Here is a 20,139-nt window from a genome sequence, read left to right as displayed (position 1 = left end):
GGGACGGTTGTGCTGAGTGCCGAGCTGAAGGCGTTTTACATGGTTGCCCGTCTGGGCAGCATTACCCAGGCAGCGAAAAAGCTCGGCCTTAGCCAGCCCACGGTGACGACGCAGATCCGCAACCTCGAAAGCCAGTATTCGGTGGAGCTGTTCTATCGTGGCGGTCGTCGCCTGAGTGTCAGCGATGAAGGCGCGCGGCTGTTGCCGATGGTGAAAACGCTGATGCAGCAGGAAGCCGACATCGAGTTTTTCCTGCGCAACTGCGGTCAGGTTCAGGGCACGTTGCGCATTGCCGCCACGGCGCCGTATTACATCCTCGATCTGGTGAAGACCTTCCGCGAACGCTTGCCGCAAGTGGAGGTGTCGGTGGAAATCGGCAACTCCCAGCAGGTGCTTGAAGCGCTGGAGGATTACCGCGTCGATGTCGCGGCGTCCTCGCAGTTGCTGGAAGATGCGCGGTTGATTCGCCGGGTGCTCGGCAGCGATCCGCTGGTGCTGGCGGTGCATCGCAATCATCCATTGGCGGCCCACGACCATGTGCCACTCAGCGCACTGGCCGGGCATACCTTGTTGATGCGCGAGCCGGGTTCGACCACCCGCCGCATGACCGAAGAGTTGTTGGCCGGTGCCGGCGTGAGTGTCGGGCCGTTGCTGGAGATCGGCAGTCGCGAGTCGATCCGCGAGGCGGTGCTGCGCAACATTGGCATCAGCCTGATTGCCCGACAGGAAGTGCCCCACGATCCGCAACTGCGGGTGCTGACCATCGAGAATGCGCCGTTGCTGCCGGAGTATCTGTACTGCCTCAAGGAGCGAAAAAACGCACGGCTGCCGGCGGCGTTTCTGGGGTTGGCGCAGGAAATGTCTCCGGCCTAATGGATCAAAAGATCGCAGCCTTCGGCAGCTCCTACAGGTGTACGCCATGCCAATGTAGGAGCTGCCGAAGGCTGCGATCTTTTTCGCGGGCAACCAAAATCCTCGAATACCACTATCGGCAGTTTTTGCCTTACTGCCACATGACGGACTCATTACAACTCTAGGATGGCCCCATCTGCTAGATGAGGTCCGTCCATGAACAGCTCGATCGCAACTGCCCTGACCAACCCCGGCGCACCGATGAAAGTGCGCGGCGTACAGAAGCGTTTTGGTGCCTTTACCGCGCTGGATAACGTTTCCCTCGACGTGGCGGCCGGTGAACTGGTCTGCTTGCTCGGCCCGTCGGGCTGCGGCAAAACCACGTTGCTGCGTTGCATCGCCGGCCTGGAAAAACAGGACAGCGGCGAGTTGTACCTGGGTGACCGCGACGTTTCCCATCTGGCACCGCAGGCGCGGGACTACGGCATTCTGTTTCAGTCCTACGCGTTGTTTCCCAATCTCACCGTCGAAGCGAACATTGCCTACGGCCTGGCCGGCAGCGGTCGCGATCAGGTGCGTCAGCGCGTTGGTCAGATGCTGGAACTGGTCGGCCTGAGCGGTAGCGAGAAAAAGTACCCGGGCCAGTTGTCCGGCGGCCAGCAGCAGCGGGTTGCACTGGCCCGCGCGTTGGCACCGGCGCCTTCGTTGTTGCTGCTCGACGAACCGATGTCGGCCCTCGATGCGCGAGTCCGCGAGCATCTGTGTACCGAGCTGCGCCAACTGCAACGCAGTCTCGGCATCACCACCCTGATGGTCACCCACAATCAGGACGAAGCCATGCTGATGGCTGACCGCATCGCCGTGATGAACAACGGCAAGGTCGAGCAGTACGCTACGCCGCAGGAAATCTACAACCGCCCGGCCACACCGTTCGTGGCGGAGTTCGTCGGTCAGGGCAACTGGCTGCCGTTCCATAGCAGTAGCGACAGCCATGCCCAGGTCGGCGGGATGAACATGCGCCTCGCCGATGGCAGCGCCAAGACCGCATCGGGCCGGCTGTTCTGCCGCCCTGAGGCGATCAACGTCAATCCTGTGGTGCACGAGGAAAACCTGTTCCCGGCCAAGGTTCGCGAAATCACTTTCCTCGGCAACCGCTGTCGCATGAGCTTCGAACTCGATCACCTGCCGGGTCACGCCTTGCTGGCCGAACTGGCACCGGAAGCCATGCCGCGCCTCGGCGCGCAGCAGATCATGGTCGCCTTGCCGCCGCGCAGCCTGCAGGTGTTTGCCTGATGAGCGCGAACATCGCGCTGCCGATCCCGCACAAGCAGGCTCGGCAGGTTTCCCGCGCCGAGATCGGTGATCGGGTGTTCGTGGTCGGCGGCAAGGTTCTCTTGCTGGTGTTGCTCGGTGTCGCCGTGTTGATGCCGTTGCTGGCGATCTTCTGGCGTGGCTTCAGTTCCGAGGCCGGGCAGGGCGGGGGCTGGCTCGCGGCGAAGGAACTGGTGAGCAGCGAAAATTTCCACTGGTTGCTGGGTAACAGCCTGAAGGTTTCCCTCAGCGTCGCAGCGATTGTCGTACCGCTGGCTTACCTGTTTGCCTACGCACTGCAACGCACGCTGATTCCGGGCAAAGGCATCTGGCGTGGCATCTCGCTGCTGCCATTGATGGCGCCGTCGATGCTGCCGGGGATTGCACTGGTTTACCTGTTCGGCAATCAGGGCATGTTGCGTGGCCTGCTCTCGGACAACATCTACGGCTTCTGGGGCATTGTGCTCGGCGAGGTGATCTACACCTTCCCACACGCCTTGATGATTTTGCTGTCGGCGCTGTCCCTGGCGGATGCGCGACTGTTCGATGCCGCTTCGAGCATGGGCGCCAGTCCTGCAAAAGCCTTCCGCAGCATCACTTGGCCGGCGACGCGTCAGGCTGTTTTCGCCGCGTTCTGTCTGGTGTTCACCTTGACCATCACCGACTTCGGCGTGCCAGTGGTGGTCGGGGGCGATTATCAAGTGCTGGCGCTGGAAGCCTACAAGGCGGTGGTCGGCCAGCAACAATTCGGTCGCGGCGCGTTGATCGGCATGGTGTTGTTGCTGCCGGCGCTGTTCAGTTTCGGGGTCGATGCCTGGTTGCGTCGGCGCCACGGCGACTCCATGAGCGGTCGTGCGCAAGTGTTCAAACCAGCGCCGTCGAAGCTGCGCGACGGTTGCTACCTGACCATCGTGCTGCTGATCTGCGCCACGTTGCTGCTGGTGTTCGGCATGGCGGTGTTCTCGTCCCTGGTGAAGTTCTGGCCGTACAACTTGTCGCTGTCGCTCAACCATTACCAGTTCAACGACACCGCCGGCGGTGGCTGGCTGGCCTACGGCAACAGCGTGAAGATGGCGTTGTGCACGGCGTTGATCGGCAGCGTACTGATCTTCACTGGCGCCTACCTGATGGAAAAAACCAAGGGCCAGCGTGGGCTGAATCTGACACTGCGCATGCTCAGTTTCGTACCGATGGCGGTGCCGGGTCTGGTGCTGGGCTTGGGTTACGTCTTCTTCTTCAACCTCACCGGCAACCCGCTGCACGTGCTCTACGGAACCATGACCCTGCTGGTGGTCTGCACCATTGCGCACTATTTGACCACCGCGCAAATGACCGCCACCACCGCGCTACGCCAACTCGACGCCGAGTTCGAAGCCGCCGCGCTGTCGCTCAAGGCGCCGCTGTACCGCCACTACTTGCGCGTCACCGTGCCGATTTGCCTGCCGGCGCTGCTGGACATCGTGCGCTACCTGTTCGTCTCGGCCATGACCACCGTTTCGGCGGCGATCTTCCTCTACAGCCCCGACACCATCCTCGCGGCGGTGGCGGTGCTGAACATGGACGACGCCGGCAACGTCGGCGGCGCGGCGGCGATGTCGACCCTGATTCTGTTCACCTCGGCGGGTGTGTCCCTGCTACTGGCCTGGGCCTCGCGCGGTTTGCTGCGCCGCTCACAGGCCTGGCGGCAGACCGCGCCCGGTCATTGAAACCGTACAACCCCTCAACTCAAAAAACAGGAAAAGATCATGTTCAAGCCTATGGCCCTGGCCGCTGCTGTCCTCACCGCTTTCAGCCTGAACGCCTTTGCGGCGAAAACCGAGTTGACGGTGTACACCGCCCTCGAAGCCGAGCAACTGAAGACCTACAAAGAAGCTTTCGAGAAGGCCAACCCGGACGTCGAAATCAAGTGGGTGCGTGATTCCACCGGCATCATCACCGCCAAACTGCTGGCCGAAAAAGCCCGGCCGCAGGCTGACGCCGTGTGGGGCCTGGCCGCTTCCAGCCTGGCGATCCTCGACCAGCAAGGCATGCTGCAAAGCTACGCACCGAAAGACCTGGGCAAGATCGGCGCTAACTACCGCGACGCTGCCAACCCGCCAGCCTGGGTCGGCATGGACGTCTGGGCCGCGACCATTTGCTTCAACACCGTCGAAGCCGAGAAGCAGGGCCTGACCAAACCCGTGAGCTGGCAAGACCTGACCAAGCCTGAGTACAAAGGCAAGATCGTCATGCCGAACCCGGCGTCGTCCGGTACCGGTTTCCTCGACGTCAGCGCCTGGCTGCAAACCTTCGGCGAGAAGCAGGGTTGGGCCTACATGGATGGCCTGCACCAGAACATCGGCCAGTACGTTCACTCCGGTTCCAAGCCATGCAAACTGGCGGCGGCTGGCGAGTTCCCGATCGGTATTTCCTTCGAATACCCGGCCGTTCAGTTGAAGCGCCAAGGCGCGCCGCTGGACATCATCCTGCCGAAGGAAGGTTTGGGCTGGGAGATCGAAGCGACTGCCGTGATCAAAGGCACTGCCCACGAAGAAGCGGCGAAGAAACTGGCTGACTTCTCGGCCAGCCCTGAGGCCATGGAACTCTACAAAGAGAACTTCGCTGTGCTTGCGCAGCCGGGCATCGCCAAGCCGCAGACCGAATTGCCAGCGGACTACGAGCAGCGCCTGATCAAGAACGACTTTGCGTGGGCTTCGAAGAACCGCGACGAGATCCTGACCGAATGGCGCAAGCGCTATGACGGCAAGTCCGAGAAAGTGGCTGCCAAATAAGATCTTCATTGGCTGACAGGGCCTCATCGCTGGCAAGCCAGCTCCCACAGTGATCAAGGGTGGATGCAGCTTTTGTGAACACCTAGAAATCTGTGGGAGCGGGCTTGCCCGCGATGACGGTCTAACATTCACCACATATTTCAATCGGGAGGCGCTCTGATGACCCACAACGAACAAACCGTCGCGAAGGTCTTTGCGCTGTACGAACGCTTCGGCGCCGACGATTACATCGGCGAACCGGTGTCGCAGATCGAGCACATGTCCCAGGCTGCCGAACTGGCCATGGCCGAAGGTTTCGATGATGAAGTGGTGCTGGCCGCGTTCTTCCACGACATCGGGCATATCTGTGCCGAAAGCGCCGAGAACATGGGCGGCTTCGGTGTGGTCAGTCATGAGCGCCTGGGTGCGGATTACCTGCGCCGCGCCGGCTTCAGCGAACGCATGGCGCGGTTGGTGGAATATCACGTACAGGCCAAGCGTTATCTGACGCTCAAGGAGCCGGGTTACTACGAGCGGTTGAGCGAAGCCAGTCGCCGGACCCTGGAATATCAGGGTGGGGTGATGACGGTTGAAGAGGCTGAAGCGTTCGAAAAGGACCCGCTGTGTGAGGTCAGTTTGCGCATGCGCCAGTGGGATGAACTGGCGAAAGAGATGCACGTGCCGGTGATTGATCTGGCGGTGTTGAAGGACAAAGCGGTGCGGTTGTTGGCGGCGTGAGCCTTTAAATCGAGTCGCTGCCATCGCTGGCAAGCCAGCTCCCACAAGGATTTTTGGTGCCACAGATCTCGTGTGCACCAGAAAACCCTGTGGGAGCTGGCTTGCCAGCGATAGGGCCCAATCAGACGCTACAAAACTGTAGCCAAAAACTCAATCTGCTCCTGCCGCTCCGCCTGATTCAACTTCGGATGCGGATTAAGCGACGACCATTGCGGATGCGCCCGCGCCTTGCTTAGCGCTTCGGGCAACTTGCCTTCGCGCCAGCCCTTGTCTTGCGGCGTGGCCACCTGAATGCTGTCCATCGCCGCATGCCCACGGGCATCCAGCGCTTGCAGCAATTGCCGTTGGCGCAGCGCCAACAGCCGCAGCACATTGTCATCGACGGTAAGCTCACGCTGGCCCTTGATCTTGCCCAGCAAGCGGCTGCCATAACTGCGCGCAGTTTGCAGGGCGCCGCCGGCAATCGCTCCAGCCAGTGCAGCTGCGCCGAGGGTGATACCGCCGACCAGCAAATCCACCCCGGCGCCGGCAGCGGCACCTGCGGCGATACCACCGCCGACGCGCACGCCCAGTTGCTTGAGGGTTTCCGGGTTGAACAAGTCATCGCCCCAACGACCGTCCAGCAGCGGCAAATCGCTGGCCGCCGCATCCTGTGGACGGAAGGCGTAGAGCTTGAGCAACGCTTCCACACAGCGCTGCTCTCGTTGACGTACGGATTTGCGCAGTTCGCTGATCGCTTGCTGTTCCTGTTCGGCATCGCTGACCACGCTGCGTCGGCAGGCTGCGCAATCGATCAACAATTCGGCAATCAACCGCGTGGCGCTTTGCTGGCGAGCCAGGCGCTGCGCCTGCTGATCGGCGATCAGGCGTTCCAGTTGCGGTCGCGCGGTTTCCAATAGCAGGGCGAGGCTTTCATAGAGGCGTCGCTCGCCATCCTCTGGCGGCGCGACGCTGTCGAATCGCACCAGTGCATGCAGACCCAGCCGCGCCAACGCTTCACGCCATGCCGGTTCGCGATGGTTGGCGCTGCTGACGAAATTCAGCACCGGCAGCAGCGGTTTACCGCAACTGGCCAACACTTCCAACTCATCGCGATACTTGGCCAGCACCGGCTCCCGGGCATCGATCACATAGAGACCGGCATCCGAGGCCAGCAATTGACGCAGGACCTTGGCTTCCTGTTCGAAACGCTGTCGCGCCTCACTGCCATCGAGGAAACGCGCCAGCCGCGCCGGACCGTCGAGGCGTTCGCCCGGACGCTCCAGGCGTTCGAGGTAATCGAGCAGGGCGATGGCGTCTTCCAGGCCGGGCGTGTCGTAGAGGTCGAGCAACGGCTCGCCGTCCACCGACAGCCGCGCACCTTCGACATGCCGCGTGGTGCTGGGGCGGTGGGACACTTCACCGAAACCTACATCGCGGGTCAGGGTGCGCAAGAGCGAGGTTTTGCCGACGTTGGTGTGGCCGACGACGGCGAGTTTCAGAGGCTGCTTGTTGGTGTCAGTCATGACCCGTCTCCAGCCAGTTCATCGGTGCGCAATCGGCGAACGGCAGCTCCAGCTGTTGCAACGCCACATGCCAATCGCCGAGACGGTCGGCGTCCAGCGCTTCGCCGGGCGGTGCTTGCAGCAACCACACACGGGTGGCGCTGGCGCAGCGGGCCAGCTCGGCGATCAATGCAAGGCTGCCGCGATCCGGCGAGCGCCGTGGATCGCATGCGATGGCCAACCGCGCCGGAGGGAAACGGCTCAGTTGTTCGAGGAGTTTGTTCCGCGACTCACGGCTGTCGAGGATGCCGGCGTTGCTGATGTTTTTCGGCAATTGCGGTGGCCAGGGGCGATCATCGTCCAGTTCGATGGCGACCAACAGCGCACCGTCGCTTTGCTGTTCACTGACGCCGCTTTCCACGCGATGAAGGTGTGCTGGCGCGGCATCGCTGACGCCGAGGCGTTCGCTGGTAGGCATCAACCGTTCGCGCAGTTGCGCATAGCCGGGCAGGTTCAAATCCAGACGCAGGGCCGCTTTACCGGATGTCCAGCGCCACAGGCAAAACACCGCGAGCAACAAGCGCGGCACCACGCCGTAGACCAGCAGCACGCCCACCAGCCATGCGGCCCAGGCTTGGCGGGCGCTTTCGATGTTCAGTGCGGCATCGCCACTGGCGCGGATCATTTCTTCGGTCGGCACGCTGAAGCCGAGCAGGGCCGGCAGCGCGCCGAGCGCCTGGGTCACGGCAATAAAGGTGTCGGCGCTGAGAATGGTGGTTTCCCAGACGAAGCCATAGCGCCGGGTCGCCATCAGCGTCAGCAGGATCACCAGCGCGCTGACCATCGCCAGCAACCACAGGCTGTTGACCAGCACGCCGATGGCCCAGCGATTGAGCTTCTGCCGTTGCAGCAACAGCAGCAGGGCCGGCGCCAGTTGTGCGGCTTTGGCATCCCGGGCGAGTTTTTCACTCAGCCACAACCACAAGCGACCAAGGCTGGCGCCGTGTTCGCCGGCGAACACCAGGCCCAACGCCCAACTCAACAATAGAATCAGATTGAGCCCGAGCAGACTGCCCAACGCCCAAAACACATTCACCGGGTGCAGGCCATCGCCCATCGCGGCAAACGCCAGGCCGGCGCCGCTGACCACGGCCAGCACCGCCAGTACGATCAATGCCAGTCGTGCACCTTGCAGCCAGTGTTTGAGTGCGTCGCTCAAGCCATCTCGTTCCGCCAGCCACAGGGCACGGCGCTGAATGCGCGTCGGCAAATCACCGCCCGCGCTGCGGGCCACTCGGTTGGCTTGCAGATCTTCCAGAGGGCCGGCGTGCTCTTCGCGCAGACGGATGGTTTCTGTCAGCCAGAGGTTATTCAGTTCAGTCACGCGGCATCCCGTCGCTTAAATGAGCTGTGAGCATAACCGTTGTGGCGCTTATCGGCGAAAGCGCGGCTCTGGTATCCTCGCCGACATGACTAAATCACTCCCCCTCAGCCTGATCGCAGCCCTCGGTGAAAACCGAGTGATCGGCGTCGACAACAGCATGCCCTGGCACTTGCCGGGGGACTTCAAATACTTCAAAGCCACTACGCTGGGCAAGCCGATCATCATGGGTCGCAAGACCTGGGATTCTCTCGGTCGTCCACTGCCGGGCCGTTTGAACATCGTGGTCAGCCGTCAGACGGATCTGCTGCTCGAAGGCGCGGAGGTCTATCCGTCACTGGAAGCTGCGGTGGTTCGCGCCGAGGAATGGGCGAAGGAGCAGGGCGTCGATGAGCTGATGCTGATTGGCGGGGCGCAGTTGTATGCGCAAGGGTTGGCGCAGGCTGATCGGTTATACCTGACCCGCGTGGCGCTGAGCCCGGAAGGGGATGCGTGGTTTCCGGAGTTTGATTTGAACGAATGGAAACTGGTTTCCAACATCGAAAATCCGGCGGTTGATGACAAACCGGCATACAACTTCGAAGTCTGGGAAAAAGCTTAAAAGCATCGCTGGCAAGCCAGCTCCCACAGGGACCGCGGTGAAACACAACATGTGTGAACACCGCTAAACATTGTGGGAGCTGGCTTGCCAGCGATAGCGGTCTATCAGGCACCGATCAAGCGTGCGCCAACTCCGAATGCTCATCCGCATCCAGCAGTTCTTTATCCGTCTGCTGCATCACCTGGCTGGTAATCGCACCCGCCGTCATCGACCCACTGACGTTCAACGCCGTACGCCCCATATCAATCAGCGGCTCGACGGAAATCAGCAACGCCACCAGCGAAACCGGCAAGCCCATCGCCGGCAACACGATCAGCGCGGCAAACGTCGCACCGCCGCCAACCCCGGCCACACCGGCCGAACTCAGCGTCACAATCGCCACCAGCGTCGCGATCCACAACGGGTCGAGCGGATTGATGCCCACGGTCGGCGCGACCATCACCGCCAACATCGCCGGGTACAGACCGGCACAGCCATTCTGGCCGATGGTCGCGCCGAACGAAGCGGCGAAACTGGCGATGGACTGCGGAATGCCCAAACGGCTGGTTTGCGCTTCGATGCTCAACGGGATCGTTGCCGCGCTCGAACGGCTGGTGAAGGCAAACGTCAGCACCGGCCAGATCTTGCGGAAGAAGCGCAGCGGGTTGATCCCGGCGGCCGAAACCAGCATGCCGTGAACCACAAACATCAGACCGAGGCCGATGTAGGACACCACCACAAAACTGCCGAGCTTGATGATGTCTTGCAGATTGGAGCCCGCGACCACTTTGGTCATCAGCGCCAGTACGCCGTACGGGGTCAGCTTCATCACCAGGCGCACCAGACGCATCACCCAAGCTTGCAGGGTGTCGATGGCGTTGATCACTTTCTGACCTTTTTCCACGTCATCCTTGAGCAGTTGCAGCGCTGCGATACCCAGGAACGCGGCGAAAATCACCACGCTGATGATCGACGTTGGCTTGGCCCGCGCCAGATCGGCGAACGGGTTTTGCGGGATGAACGACAGCAGCAATTGCGGCACATTCAGGTCGGCGACCTTGCCCGCGTAATCGGTCTGGATGGTTTGCAGGCGCGCCATTTCCTGGGTACCGGCTACCAGACCCTCGGCGGTCAGACCGAACAGGTTGGTCAGGCCGATGCCGATCAGCGCCGCGATGGCGGTGGTGAACAGCAGCGTGCCGATGGTCAGGAAGCTGATCTTGCCCAACGACGAGGCGTTGTGCAGACGGGCCACGGCGCTGAGGATCGAGGCGAACACCAGCGGGATCACGATCATTTGCAGCAGTTGCACGTAACCGTTGCCCACCAGATCGAACCAGCCGATCGAGGCTTTGAGGATCGGATTGCCGGCCCCATAAACGGTGTGCAGCGAAACACCGAACGCCACGCCCAACACCAGCGCGAGCAGGACTTTTTTCGCCAGGCTCCAGTTGGTGTGACGGGTTTGCGCCAGGCCGAAAAGCAGGGCGAGGAACACCAGCAGATTGAGAATCAGCGGCAGATTCATTGGAACTCCCATTAGACATGTGCCAACTGCCTTCCGGGGCAGCTGCGAACCGGCAAGCCTAACAGCTTGATTTCCAATGATTTAATACCAAAAACGTCTGGTAACTGTCGTTTTTGGAATAAGCCGGCGTCGCTCTCGGGGATGCACGTGGCGCGAAGGGCACGTTGGCGGTCGCTGACAGACGAGGACTGTCACAGTTATTTGTTAGCGTCGATGTCTTTCAATCAGGGTCTTTCAATAAGGGAAGCATGCCGATGAAGTTCGCACCGAAATTTCTGGTCGCTGCACTTTGCCTGGGCCTCGCCGGTCAGGTACTCGCCACGGATCTGAAGCACTGGCCGGCCGATCAAGCCAAGGCACTGGAGGCGATGATCGCCGCCAACGCCAACAAAGGTAACTACGCGGTGTTCGACATGGACAACACCAGTTACCGCTACGACCTCGAAGAGTCGTTGCTGCCGTTCATGGAGAACAAGGGCCTGATTACCCGCGAGAAGCTCGATCCCTCCCTGAAACTGATGCCGTTCAAGGACACCGCCGACCACAAGGAAAGCCTGTTCAGCTACTACTACCGCCTCTGCGAAGTCGACGACATGGTTTGCTATCCATGGGTCGCGCAAGTGTTCTCCGGCTTCACGCTCAAGGAACTCAAGGGCTATGTCGACGAGCTGATGGCGTCCGGCAAACCGGTGCCGGCCACTTATTACGAAGGCGACGTGGTCAAAAAGCTCGACGTCAACCCGCCGAAAATCTTCACCGGCCAGCAAGAGCTGTACAACAAGCTGATGGAGAACGGCATCGAGGTCTACGTGATGACCGCCGCCTCCGAAGAGCTGGTGCGCATGGTCGCGGCCGATCCGAAGTACGGCTACAACGTCAAACCGCAGAACGTGATCGGTGTGTCGCTGCTGCTCAAGGATCCAAAAACCGGCGAACTGACCACCGCGCGCAAACAGATCACCGCCGGCAAGTATGACGAGAAGGCCAACCTCGGCCTCGAACTGACCCCGTACCTGTGGACCCCGGCGACCTGGATGGCCGGCAAGCACGCGGCGATCCTGACCTACATCGATGAGTGGAAAAAACCGGTACTGGTCGGCGGCGACACCCCAACCAGCGACGGCTACATGCTGTTCCACGATGTCGACGTGGCCAAGGGCGGTATCCACCTGTGGGTCAACCGCAAAGACAAATACATGACCCAGATTAACGGCATGATGGCCAAGAATGCCGCGGCCCAGGCCAAGGAAGGACTGACGGTGACTGCCGACAAGAACTGGGTGATCGTGAAGCCTGAAGAAATTCAGTAAGCCGGGTTGGCTAAACCTGTAGGAGCTGCCGAAGGCTGCGATCTTTTGATCCTGTTTTTAGAATCAAAGTCAAAAGATCGCAGCCTTCGGCAGCTCCTACAGGGGAATTGCGAAAACAAAAATGCCCCGCACTTTGGCGGGGCATTTTTATGGGCGACGGTTAAGCCTTACAGCCCGTCGAGCATTGCCTTGTTACGCACGGCGCCCTTGTCGGCGCTGGTCGCCAGCAGGGCGTAGGCTTTCAGGGCGGTGGTCACTTTGCGTGGACGCACTTCCACCGGTTTCCAGCCTTTCTTGTCCTGTTCGACCCGACGCGCGGCCAGTTCTTCGTCGCTGACCAACAGGTTGATCGAGCGGTTCGGAATGTCGATCAGCACTTTGTCGCCGTCCTGCACCAGGCCGATTGCACCACCGGCAGCGGCTTCAGGCGAAGCGTGGCCGATGGACAGACCGGACGTACCGCCGGAGAAACGGCCGTCAGTGAGCAGGGCGCAGGCTTTGCCCAGGCCTTTGGATTTCAGGTACGACGTCGGGTACAGCATTTCCTGCATGCCCGGGCCGCCTTTCGGGCCTTCGTAACGGATGATCACGATGTCGCCGGCCTGCACTTCGTCCGCGAGGATGCCGCGTACGGCGCTGTCCTGGCTTTCGAAGATCTTGGCATTGCCTTCGAACACGTGGATCGACTCGTCGACGCCGGCGGTTTTCACGACGCAACCGTCCAGCGCGATGTTGCCGTACAGCACGGCCAGGCCGCCTTCTTGCGAGTAAGCGTGCTCGACACTGCGGATGCAGCCGTTTTCACGGTCGTCGTCCAGGGTGTCCCAACGGGTCGACTGGCTGAACGCGGTTTGCGTCGGGATGCCCGCCGGACCGGCCTTGAAGAAGTGATGCACGGCTTCGTCGTTGGTCTGGGTGATGTCCCACTTGGCGATGGCTTCTTCCATGCTGCGGCTGTGCACGGTTGGCAGCTGGGTGTGCAGCAGACCGCCACGGGCCAGCGAACCGAGGATGCTGAAGATCCCGCCGGCACGATGCACGTCTTCCATGTGGTACTTCTGGATGTTCGGCGCGACTTTGCACAGTTGCGGCACGTGACGGGACAGACGGTCGATGTCGCGCAGGTCGAAATCGATCTCGGCTTCCTGGGCAGCGGCCAGCAAATGCAGGATGGTGTTGGTGGAACCGCCCATGGCGATGTCCAGCGTCATGGCGTTCTCGAACGCCTGGAAGTTGGCGATGTTGCGCGGCAATACCGACTCGTCGTTCTCGCCGTAGTAACGCTTGCACAGCTCGACGATGGTGCGGCCGGCTTGCAGGAACAACTGCTCGCGGTCGCTGTGGGTGGCCAGGGTCGAACCGTTGCCCGGCAATGCCAGACCCAGTGCTTCAACCAGGCAATTCATCGAGTTGGCGGTGAACATGCCGGAGCACGAACCGCAAGTCGGGCAGGCGCTACGCTCGTACTCAGCAACTTTCTCGTCAGAAGCGCTGGAGTCGGCGGCGATCACCATGGCGTCGACCAGGTCGAGGCCGTGGGAAGCGAGTTTGGTCTTGCCGGCTTCCATCGGGCCGCCGGAAACGAAGATCACCGGGATGTTCAGGCGCAGGGACGCCATCAGCATGCCGGGGGTGATCTTGTCGCAGTTGGAGATGCAGACGATGGCGTCGGCGCAGTGGGCGTTGACCATGTACTCGACGGAGTCGGCAATGATCTCGCGGCTCGGCAGCGAATACAGCATGCCGTCGTGGCCCATGGCGATGCCGTCGTCGACAGCGATGGTGTTGAATTCTTTTGCCACACCGCCAGCGCGTTCGATCTCGCGGGCGACCAGTTGGCCGAGGTCCTTGAGGTGGACGTGGCCCGGTACGAACTGGGTGAACGAGTTGGCAATGGCGATGATCGGCTTTTTGAAGTCGTCATCTTTCATCCCCGTGGCGCGCCACAATGCGCGGGCACCGGCCATGTTGCGGCCGTGGGTGGATGTTTTCGAACGGTAATCAGGCATGAAGCACTCCGGGCGGCTAATCAGGTATCAAAAGGGAAGTGAGCTTCTAGTGACGTCTGGAACACTCAGAAATGGCCGTGTGTCCGGAAGTTGCCGATAACTTTGCGGGATCGCCGCGCGCTTCAGCTTGAGCTCATAAACCCGCCGGGGATGACTGGCGATGAATGTCGCGATTCTACACGGCTGGCGGCTGGAGGGAATGCCGGGAAGCGTTGATGGCGCGTGTGGGATGACGACTGGCAGCGTTATCCGCGGCTTAACGCTTGAACGCGGCGGATGATCTTTCTGTTGAGCGCCAAACCAACAGCGCTCAATGCGAGGAAACTCAGTGCCAACGTCATTTGTGTCTGGTTTTCGTTCAGGTTGATCAAGGCACTGATCAGTCCCCCGAGAAGGAAAGTCAGCGTATTGCCCGTCGCCGCCGACGTGCCGGCGTTGTCCGGGAACACCTCCATGGCTTTGGATGTGGCAACAGGACGAGCGATGGTCGTGCCAGCAGTGCAGATAATCATCGGGATCAGCATTGTCAGCGCCGACAGCCCAAACAGGTTCTGAAGCAAAAGCATTATCCAGCCCGATGTGAATATCAGCCCCAGTCCGGTGATGATCTGGGTATTGGACGAGATTCGACTGGCAAGGCTTCGAGCGACGATGCCACCGATGATGTAGGCCAGGCCATAGAGAAGGAGCGTCAGCGAAAACTCGTAGGCTGAAAGCTGTAACTTCCCCATGAAAACCAGGGGAGAGGTGACGATGAAGGAAAAGTGGCACGTGAAGGCAATGGCCGCGATCAACCAATAGCCAACGAAGTCGGGATCACTAAATACCCGTCGATACGATTGAACGATACTTTGATGTGGGCCGTTGGCGGTATGCCTGTTCTCCAGGAAGAAACAGGCTTTTACGAATACCGCAGCAGCCAGGGCGATAAACAGGATGAAGCTGCCTGGCCAATCCAGAGCCTGTTGCAGCACAGCGCCCATCAGCGGTGAAACAGAAATGAAGACGCCGCTGGCGGTGGCCATCAGGATTCGCAAATGATCCCGCTCCCTGCCTTCGAACAAGTCCTGAAGCAACGCCTGTGAAAGCACGAAGCAACCGCAACCGATGGCCTGAACCACCCTGAATGTCAGAAACCAGGCGTATTCGGAGGATAAGGTGCAGCCGAACGCGCCTATGATGGAAACCGCCATCCCCCCCAGCAGCAGGTTCTTGCGGCCGATCACATCTGACAGCGGGCCAATGAGCAGCTGCGACAGCGCGATTGCGACCGTGTACAGGCTGACGGAAAAGCCAATGTCCGTCAGCGTGGTCCCGAAATGTTTCGCCAGTGCCGGAAAGGAGGGCAACAGAACATCCAGAGGAAAGACTCCGAGTAGCACCATGGTCAACAAGAGAACGACCGCGCTGCGGCGCTTTCTGGCGACGATGTCCGGTTTGGCTTCAGTCATCGATAAATCCAGCCTTGGCAAAGAGTTTCTGGTTGAGGGGGATGGCGAAAAAACCGGCCTTGTTCAGCGCATCCAGTGTGGCGTGTGATCCCGCACGAGCGCGCAGGCGGCTCGCTTTCGCCGTGGTCACTCCTCCAAGGATCTGCGTCACCGTGTCTTCGGCAATGCCTGCCCCTCGCAGGCTCTGTTGCAGCCAGCGCTCGTCGCTTTCGAAGAAAAGCCTAATGATGTCTATCAGTGTTCTGGCCGTGAATTTCCGTTGGCGACTGTTCAGCGTCAGCCACAGATAGTGGAATACCTCCGTGAAGTAGCGACTGTGACGGGCCTCGTCACTGAGGTGATCGCGCAGCATGTCATGCACGCTGGAAACAAGGCTGTCGCGGCAGATGTCGAGCAATTCACGCGCAATGATGGTTTCCGACACGAAGCCGAGTAGAAACCAGGCCAGTGCACGTTGCTGCTCGGGCGTCCGGGCTATCAGGGCATTGAACCGGGTAATGCGCAGAGGCATCGCTGGGCGCTCGGTCATGCCATAGACCTCGGCGATTTGCTCTGCAAGGCTGTTGGAAAACAGCGCGTGGTAACCCTCGTCCGTGTAGAGCTGAAGTGCAGCGGTTTTCATTCGTGCGGGAACGAAAGCGGGCAGTTCTCCATGGATGATGGTTTCAACCGCACGATTGACGATGCGGTGTTCGAGCAGGGTGGTGTAGTCGAGGAAATACACCAGATGATTGGCCGTGAGGCGATGGATGACCGCACGGCCCGCCGCTTCAATGGCGGGATGCGCTAGGTAGGGCAACATCGCTGGTGGGAACCAGTGGCGGGTTTCCAGTTGTTGTTGCAGGTCATCCGGCAGTTGATAGTCGTGGTGGCTGGCACGTACCGAGGCGCGGTTGTCCCAGTCACCAAGGGTGAAGCGTACAGCCCAGGACGCTGGCACCTCGTTCGGTTCCCAGATGAGAGCAGTCATGAGTGCTCCCCTTGGTCGAGCAGGTCGCGCATTTCCTGACACATCGCCTGGCCGTCACTTTCTCCACAGCCGACAAAGAACAAGGGTTGTTCTGCGCAGCCTTCAAGGTTGAGCAAGGTCTCGACCTGCGTGTCGGCGAAAGCGCCGGTCATCCAGGTGTTCATCCCCAGCGCCGTGGCCACCAACTGGAAGGTTTGTGAGAGGTGGCCGGCCTCGACGAATGCCATTCGATATGCCCGTGAGTGCCCGTATTTCCACCAGAGCCTGTCGAAACGGGCAGTGATGAACAGGCCAAGTGGCAGGTCGTTGATGAAGTGCTGGCCGCTCAGCAGTTGACCGAGTGCCGAATCAGGCAATGGATTGACACGGCTCAAAGCATGTTCGGCCGAGTGATAGGCGTAAATTCCGGGTTCCAGACCAGCGACGTTCTGTACCAGTACAAAGCCTTCGCAGGCATTCAGCCCTCCACCGGAAGGGCTGCTGCGTCGGGCGCTGAGGTTTGGAGGGGAGCCGCCGTGGTCACTGTGGCGCTCGTTCAGATAGCCGAGGGACAAGTACAGCAAAGAGCTGACGTCGCTGAGCAAAATGCATGTTCCGGTGAAGGACCGACAGGTTTTACGTTGGACCAGAGCGTCGTTCAGGCTGTGGGTCAACGCACAGGGTGCAGGCAGCTCTATGAGTTCAGTCGGAGCATTACCCGAGCGGCGGCAGTCCGGAGCTTGTTTGGCGAGTACCTCGTTGCAATGTTGCAGATATTGCCTGGTCCATTCGTGAGTGTTCTGTGGAACATGTTCGTTGGGTATATTTTGAGTGCCGATGTGGAAGATCTTCGACAAGTCATCCCAGCCCCACGTCGGGCTGTCTATTTTTTTAGCAGTAAGTATCTCGGCCTTTAATAGATGTGTGTCTATTGTGTTTCGGCTATCAAAAGAGTCTGGATTACTGATGAGTTGTGCGAGCCGGTGTGAATATTCAAGGTCGAGTTCATATTGAACGTGATCTTTATAGTTCCACACTATTTGGCCGGGCGTACGCGGAAGTATGAATAAGTAAGGGTTTATCTGCATGTGGGACGGCTCACTCTGGTTGGGGGTGAAAAGGCGCTGGGTAGCCGGCACTCCCCAGCGCCTTGCCTTACTTAGCGGGCTTTAGGCGCAACCAGAAAAGCCAAATTTGCGATTTTGTTGGTTTCCAGAGTAATTGCTTTCATAACATGAACTCCTTGTTCATAGATTGTTGAAGTCACCTCGTGGTGACAACTTAATAATAGGTTGTAATGGGTTGTTGGCAAGTCAAAATAAAGTAGGAATGTTCCAATAGTTATGTCGGAATTGTCTTACAACTTGTGAGGGGTTGTAGGTTTTGTTGCAGGTTTTAAAGGATGTAACGAAACATCCTGCACGTCGGTAGGACGACAAGTGTAGGAAGAAAAAAACGAGCGAGTAATCATTGGAAGCGGACGGGATATCGTCACGCAAAAACAAACGGGGAGCCCTTGGGCTCCCCGTCAAACCACCGTTATCAACTGTTTGGCAGCAACCGGCAAGTAATGCTCTTGATGTAGCGGGTTTCAGCGATGGCAGGGTGAACCGGATGATCCGGGCCCTGGCCTCCGCGTTCCAGCATCTGGATGTTGCGGTCCAGGTGACGGGCGCTGGTCAGCAGGATGTTTTGCAGGTCGTCTTCCGGCAGGTGCATCGAGCACGATGCGCTGACCAGGATGCCGTCCTTGGTGAGCAGGCGCATGGCCTGTTCGTTCAGGCGACGGTAGGCGCCTTCGCCGTTTTTCATGTCTTTCTTGCGTTTGATGAACGCCGGCGGGTCGGCCACGATCACGTCGAAACGCTCTTCGCTGGCTTTCAGCTCTTTGAGGGCTTCGAACACATCGCCTTCGATGCAAGTCATTTTCTCGGCGAAGCCGTTCAGCGCGGCGTTGCGCTCGACGCCGTCGAGGGCGAAGGCCGATGCGTCGACGCAGAACACTTCACTGGCGCCGAATGCGGCGGCTTGCACGCCCCAGCCACCGATGTAGCTATAAAGGTCCAGTACGCGCTTGCCTTTGGCATACGGCGCCAGGCGTGCGCGGTTCATGCGGTGGTCGTAGAACCAGCCGGTTTTCTGGCCCTGGATGACCGGCGCTTCGAATTTCACGCCGTTCTCTTCCAGCGCAACCCACTCCGGCACCAGGCCGAACACGGTTTCGACATAACGGTTGAGGCCTTCGGCGTCACGGGCCGCGGAGTCGTTCTTGAACAGAATGCCGCTTGGCTTGAGTACTTGGGTCAGCGCCGCGATCACGTCGTCCTTGTGGGCTTCCATGGTCGCCGAAGCGATCTGCACCACCAGGATGTCGCCAAAACGGTCGACCACCAGGCCAGGCAGCAGATCGGAGTCGCCGTAGACCAGGCGATAGAACGGCTTGTCGAACAGACGATCGCGCAGCGACAGCGCCACGTTCAGGCGATGCACCAGCAGCGATTTGTCCAGCGGCAACTTGATGTCACGCGACAGCACGCGGGCGCAGATCAGGTTGTTCGGGCTCATGGCAACGATGCCCAGCGGCTTGCCGCCGGCGGCTTCGAGGATCGCCTGGTCGCCGGCCTTGAAACCGTGCAAAGGTGTAGCGGCTACATCGATTTCGTTGCTGTAGACCCACAAATGACCGTTGCGCAGACGACGGTCGGCGTTGGCTTTGAGGCGCAGGCTAGGCAGGGACATGACGTCGCTCCGGAAAAAAGAGCGGGAGTATAGCGCGTTGCGCAAGGCCTCGGCGCGGCGGATGGACATGCGGTGATCAAGCCCGGAATTAGATGAAACTTCCACCGATGGAGCACCCAAGGTGTCGGATCCAGGTTTTAGAAGCTAGAATCTGCGCCTGGCCCAGAGTGTGTACTTATGTCCCAAGAGCTGACTTCCGAACAGATCCAACAGTCCCTGCAAGGCATCAGCGTGCCTGCCCAACCGCAGATCATGGTGGATCTGCAGATGGAGCAATACATGCCCGATCCGGATCTGGAAGTGATCGCGAAGCTGATTTCCCAAGACCCGGGTCTGTCCGGCGCCTTGTTGAAAATCGTCAACTCGCCGTATTACGGCCTGACCAACAAGATCGCCTCGATTCAGCGTGCGGTGAATTTGCTGGGCAGTCGCTCGATCATCAACCTGATCAACGCGCAGTCGATCAAGGGCGAGATGAACGACGAAACCATCGTCACCCTGAACCGCTTTTGGGACACGGCGCAGGACGTAGCGATGACCTGCCTGACCCTGGCCAAGCGCATCGGCGCGCAGGCTGGCGATGAAGCGTATGCGCTGGGTCTGTTCCACGACTGTGGCGTGCCGTTGATGCTCCAGCGTTTCCCCGAGTACATGACCGTGCTCGAACAGGCTTACGCCAATGCCGGCCCCGATTGCCGGGTGGTGGACACCGAAAACCAGGTCTTCAACACCAACCACGCCGTGGTCGGTTATTACACGGCCAAGTCCTGGCGCCTGCCGGAGCATGTGAGCACGGCCATTGCCAATCACCACAATGCCCTGGCGATCTTCAGCGACGAGTCGTCGCGCAACAGTTCGTTGAAGAACCTGCTGGCGATCCTGAAAATGGCCGAACACATTTGTGCGTCTTACCGGGTGCTGGGCAACCAGACCGAAGACCACGAGTGGAACAGCATCGGGCATCTGGTGCTCGATTACGTCGGGCTTTCGGACTACGACTTCGAAACCCTCAAGCAGACGATTCGCGACCTCGGCACTCACCGCTGAGTTGCACCTG

Annotated in this window: 16 protein-coding genes; 8 read left to right on the top strand and 8 right to left on the bottom strand. The window is 59.9% G+C overall.

Annotation, left to right across the window (positions count from 1 at the left end; genetic code table 11):
* Positions 1 to 9 precede the first annotated feature (9 nt).
* The 5 genes from ACM110_RS10565 (at position 10) to ACM110_RS10545 (ending at position 5,651) form a co-directional block, all read left to right on the top strand.
* A complete protein-coding gene (locus tag ACM110_RS10565) occupies positions 10 to 873 on the top strand; it encodes a LysR family transcriptional regulator (protein ID WP_416127723.1) in 864 nt (287 codons plus the stop codon).
* Between the two features lie 195 nt (positions 874 to 1,068).
* Positions 1,069 to 2,145, top strand: a complete 1,077-nt coding sequence (locus tag ACM110_RS10560; protein ID WP_416127722.1) for a putative 2-aminoethylphosphonate ABC transporter ATP-binding protein — start codon at positions 1,069 to 1,071, stop codon at positions 2,143 to 2,145.
* Entirely contained in the window at positions 2,145 to 3,869 is a 1,725-nt protein-coding gene (locus ACM110_RS10555) for a putative 2-aminoethylphosphonate ABC transporter permease subunit (protein ID WP_416127721.1), read from the top strand. Before ACM110_RS10560 ends, ACM110_RS10555 begins: the two co-directional genes overlap by 1 nt.
* A 39-nt stretch (positions 3,870 to 3,908) precedes the next feature.
* On the top strand, positions 3,909 to 4,934 hold the full coding sequence (locus ACM110_RS10550; RefSeq protein WP_015097240.1) for a putative 2-aminoethylphosphonate ABC transporter substrate-binding protein: 1,026 nt from the start codon (positions 3,909 to 3,911) through the stop codon (positions 4,932 to 4,934).
* Between the two features lie 159 nt (positions 4,935 to 5,093).
* Positions 5,094 to 5,651 carry a phosphonate degradation HD-domain oxygenase gene (locus ACM110_RS10545; RefSeq protein WP_416127720.1) on the top strand — a complete coding sequence of 186 codons (558 nt, stop codon included), beginning with the start codon at positions 5,094 to 5,096 and terminating at the stop codon, positions 5,649 to 5,651.
* 128 nt (positions 5,652 to 5,779) lie between these two features.
* Here ACM110_RS10545 and ACM110_RS10540 read toward each other — a convergent pair whose 3' ends face one another.
* Together ACM110_RS10540 and ACM110_RS10535 are read right to left on the bottom strand one after the other, a co-directional pair.
* Positions 5,780 to 7,156 carry a GTPase/DUF3482 domain-containing protein gene (locus ACM110_RS10540; protein ID WP_416127719.1) on the bottom strand — a complete coding sequence of 459 codons (1,377 nt, stop codon included), beginning with the start codon at positions 7,154 to 7,156 and terminating at the stop codon, positions 5,780 to 5,782.
* Complete coding sequence (locus ACM110_RS10535; protein WP_416127718.1) at positions 7,149 to 8,519, bottom strand: DUF2868 domain-containing protein; 1,371 nt, start codon at positions 8,517 to 8,519, stop codon at positions 7,149 to 7,151. The genes ACM110_RS10540 and ACM110_RS10535 overlap by 8 nt, the downstream gene beginning before the upstream one ends.
* Positions 8,520 to 8,604: 85 nt before the next feature.
* Between ACM110_RS10535 and ACM110_RS10530 the strand changes: the two genes are divergently transcribed.
* Positions 8,605 to 9,117, top strand: coding sequence for a dihydrofolate reductase (locus tag ACM110_RS10530; protein WP_416127717.1), 513 nt, complete (start codon positions 8,605 to 8,607; stop codon positions 9,115 to 9,117).
* 115 nt (positions 9,118 to 9,232) lie between these two features.
* Here ACM110_RS10530 and ACM110_RS10525 read toward each other — a convergent pair whose 3' ends face one another.
* Positions 9,233 to 10,624 carry an L-cystine transporter gene (locus ACM110_RS10525; protein WP_416127716.1) on the bottom strand — a complete coding sequence of 464 codons (1,392 nt, stop codon included), beginning with the start codon at positions 10,622 to 10,624 and terminating at the stop codon, positions 9,233 to 9,235.
* 254 nt (positions 10,625 to 10,878) lie between these two features.
* Here ACM110_RS10525 and ACM110_RS10520 point away from each other — a divergent pair, with 254 nt between their 5' ends.
* Positions 10,879 to 11,934: a haloacid dehalogenase-like hydrolase gene (locus tag ACM110_RS10520; RefSeq protein ID WP_416127715.1), complete on the top strand. Its 1,056-nt coding sequence runs from the start codon at positions 10,879 to 10,881 to the stop codon at positions 11,932 to 11,934.
* 167 nt (positions 11,935 to 12,101) lie between these two features.
* Here ACM110_RS10520 and ilvD read toward each other — a convergent pair whose 3' ends face one another.
* From ilvD to ACM110_RS10495, 5 genes are all read right to left on the bottom strand, one after another.
* Positions 12,102 to 13,943 (bottom strand): dihydroxy-acid dehydratase, encoded by a 1,842-nt coding sequence (ilvD, locus tag ACM110_RS10515; protein WP_338583712.1) that lies wholly within the window; start codon positions 13,941 to 13,943, stop codon positions 12,102 to 12,104.
* Between the two features lie 245 nt (positions 13,944 to 14,188).
* Positions 14,189 to 15,394 carry an MFS transporter gene (locus ACM110_RS10510; RefSeq protein ID WP_416127714.1) on the bottom strand — a complete coding sequence of 402 codons (1,206 nt, stop codon included), beginning with the start codon at positions 15,392 to 15,394 and terminating at the stop codon, positions 14,189 to 14,191.
* A complete protein-coding gene (locus ACM110_RS10505) occupies positions 15,387 to 16,364 on the bottom strand; it encodes a diiron oxygenase (protein ID WP_416127713.1) in 978 nt (325 codons plus the stop codon). Before ACM110_RS10505 ends, ACM110_RS10510 begins: the two co-directional genes overlap by 8 nt.
* The gene (locus ACM110_RS10500) at positions 16,361 to 17,431 is read right to left on the bottom strand and encodes a SagB family peptide dehydrogenase (RefSeq protein ID WP_416127712.1); all 1,071 of its coding nucleotides are present in this window, start codon (positions 17,429 to 17,431) and stop codon (positions 16,361 to 16,363) included. The genes ACM110_RS10505 and ACM110_RS10500 overlap by 4 nt, the downstream gene beginning before the upstream one ends.
* Before the next feature lie 454 nt (positions 17,432 to 17,885).
* A complete protein-coding gene (locus tag ACM110_RS10495) occupies positions 17,886 to 19,082 on the bottom strand; it encodes a class I SAM-dependent rRNA methyltransferase (RefSeq protein ID WP_007995488.1) in 1,197 nt (398 codons plus the stop codon).
* Positions 19,083 to 19,313: 231 nt separating this feature from the next.
* Here ACM110_RS10495 and ACM110_RS10490 point away from each other — a divergent pair, with 231 nt between their 5' ends.
* On the top strand, positions 19,314 to 20,129 hold the full coding sequence (locus ACM110_RS10490) for an HDOD domain-containing protein (RefSeq protein ID WP_416127740.1): 816 nt from the start codon (positions 19,314 to 19,316) through the stop codon (positions 20,127 to 20,129).
* Positions 20,130 to 20,139: the final 10 nt, after the last annotated feature.

It is taken from the genome of Pseudomonas sp. NFX98 (assembly GCF_047784845.1).
Taxonomy (GTDB): Bacteria; Pseudomonadota; Gammaproteobacteria; order Pseudomonadales; family Pseudomonadaceae; genus Aquipseudomonas.
Note: the sequence above shows the minus strand (reverse complement) of the source record. Positions and strands in the feature narration are given on the sequence as shown.

Excerpts from the sequence above, each read along its gene's own strand:
- ilvD (WP_338583712.1), bottom strand. The coding sequence starts at position 13,943 with ATGCCTGATTACCGTTCGAAAACATCCACCCACGGCCGCAACATGGCC.
- ACM110_RS10540 (WP_416127719.1), bottom strand. The coding sequence starts at position 7,156 with ATGACTGACACCAACAAGCAGCCTCTGAAACTCGCCGTCGTCGGCCAC.
- ACM110_RS10545 (WP_416127720.1), top strand. The coding sequence starts at position 5,094 with ATGACCCACAACGAACAAACCGTCGCGAAGGTCTTTGCGCTGTACGAA.
- ACM110_RS10530 (WP_416127717.1), top strand. The coding sequence starts at position 8,605 with ATGACTAAATCACTCCCCCTCAGCCTGATCGCAGCCCTCGGTGAAAAC.
- ACM110_RS10555 (WP_416127721.1), top strand. The coding sequence starts at position 2,145 with ATGAGCGCGAACATCGCGCTGCCGATCCCGCACAAGCAGGCTCGGCAG.
- ACM110_RS10560 (WP_416127722.1), top strand. The coding sequence starts at position 1,069 with ATGAACAGCTCGATCGCAACTGCCCTGACCAACCCCGGCGCACCGATG.
- ACM110_RS10500 (WP_416127712.1), bottom strand. The coding sequence starts at position 17,431 with ATGCAGATAAACCCTTACTTATTCATACTTCCGCGTACGCCCGGCCAA.
- ACM110_RS10520 (WP_416127715.1), top strand. The coding sequence starts at position 10,879 with ATGAAGTTCGCACCGAAATTTCTGGTCGCTGCACTTTGCCTGGGCCTC.
- ACM110_RS10505 (WP_416127713.1), bottom strand. The coding sequence starts at position 16,364 with ATGACTGCTCTCATCTGGGAACCGAACGAGGTGCCAGCGTCCTGGGCT.
- ACM110_RS10550 (WP_015097240.1), top strand. The coding sequence starts at position 3,909 with ATGTTCAAGCCTATGGCCCTGGCCGCTGCTGTCCTCACCGCTTTCAGC.
- ACM110_RS10525 (WP_416127716.1), bottom strand. The coding sequence starts at position 10,624 with ATGAATCTGCCGCTGATTCTCAATCTGCTGGTGTTCCTCGCCCTGCTT.
- ACM110_RS10495 (WP_007995488.1), bottom strand. The coding sequence starts at position 19,082 with ATGTCCCTGCCTAGCCTGCGCCTCAAAGCCAACGCCGACCGTCGTCTG.
- ACM110_RS10510 (WP_416127714.1), bottom strand. The coding sequence starts at position 15,394 with ATGACTGAAGCCAAACCGGACATCGTCGCCAGAAAGCGCCGCAGCGCG.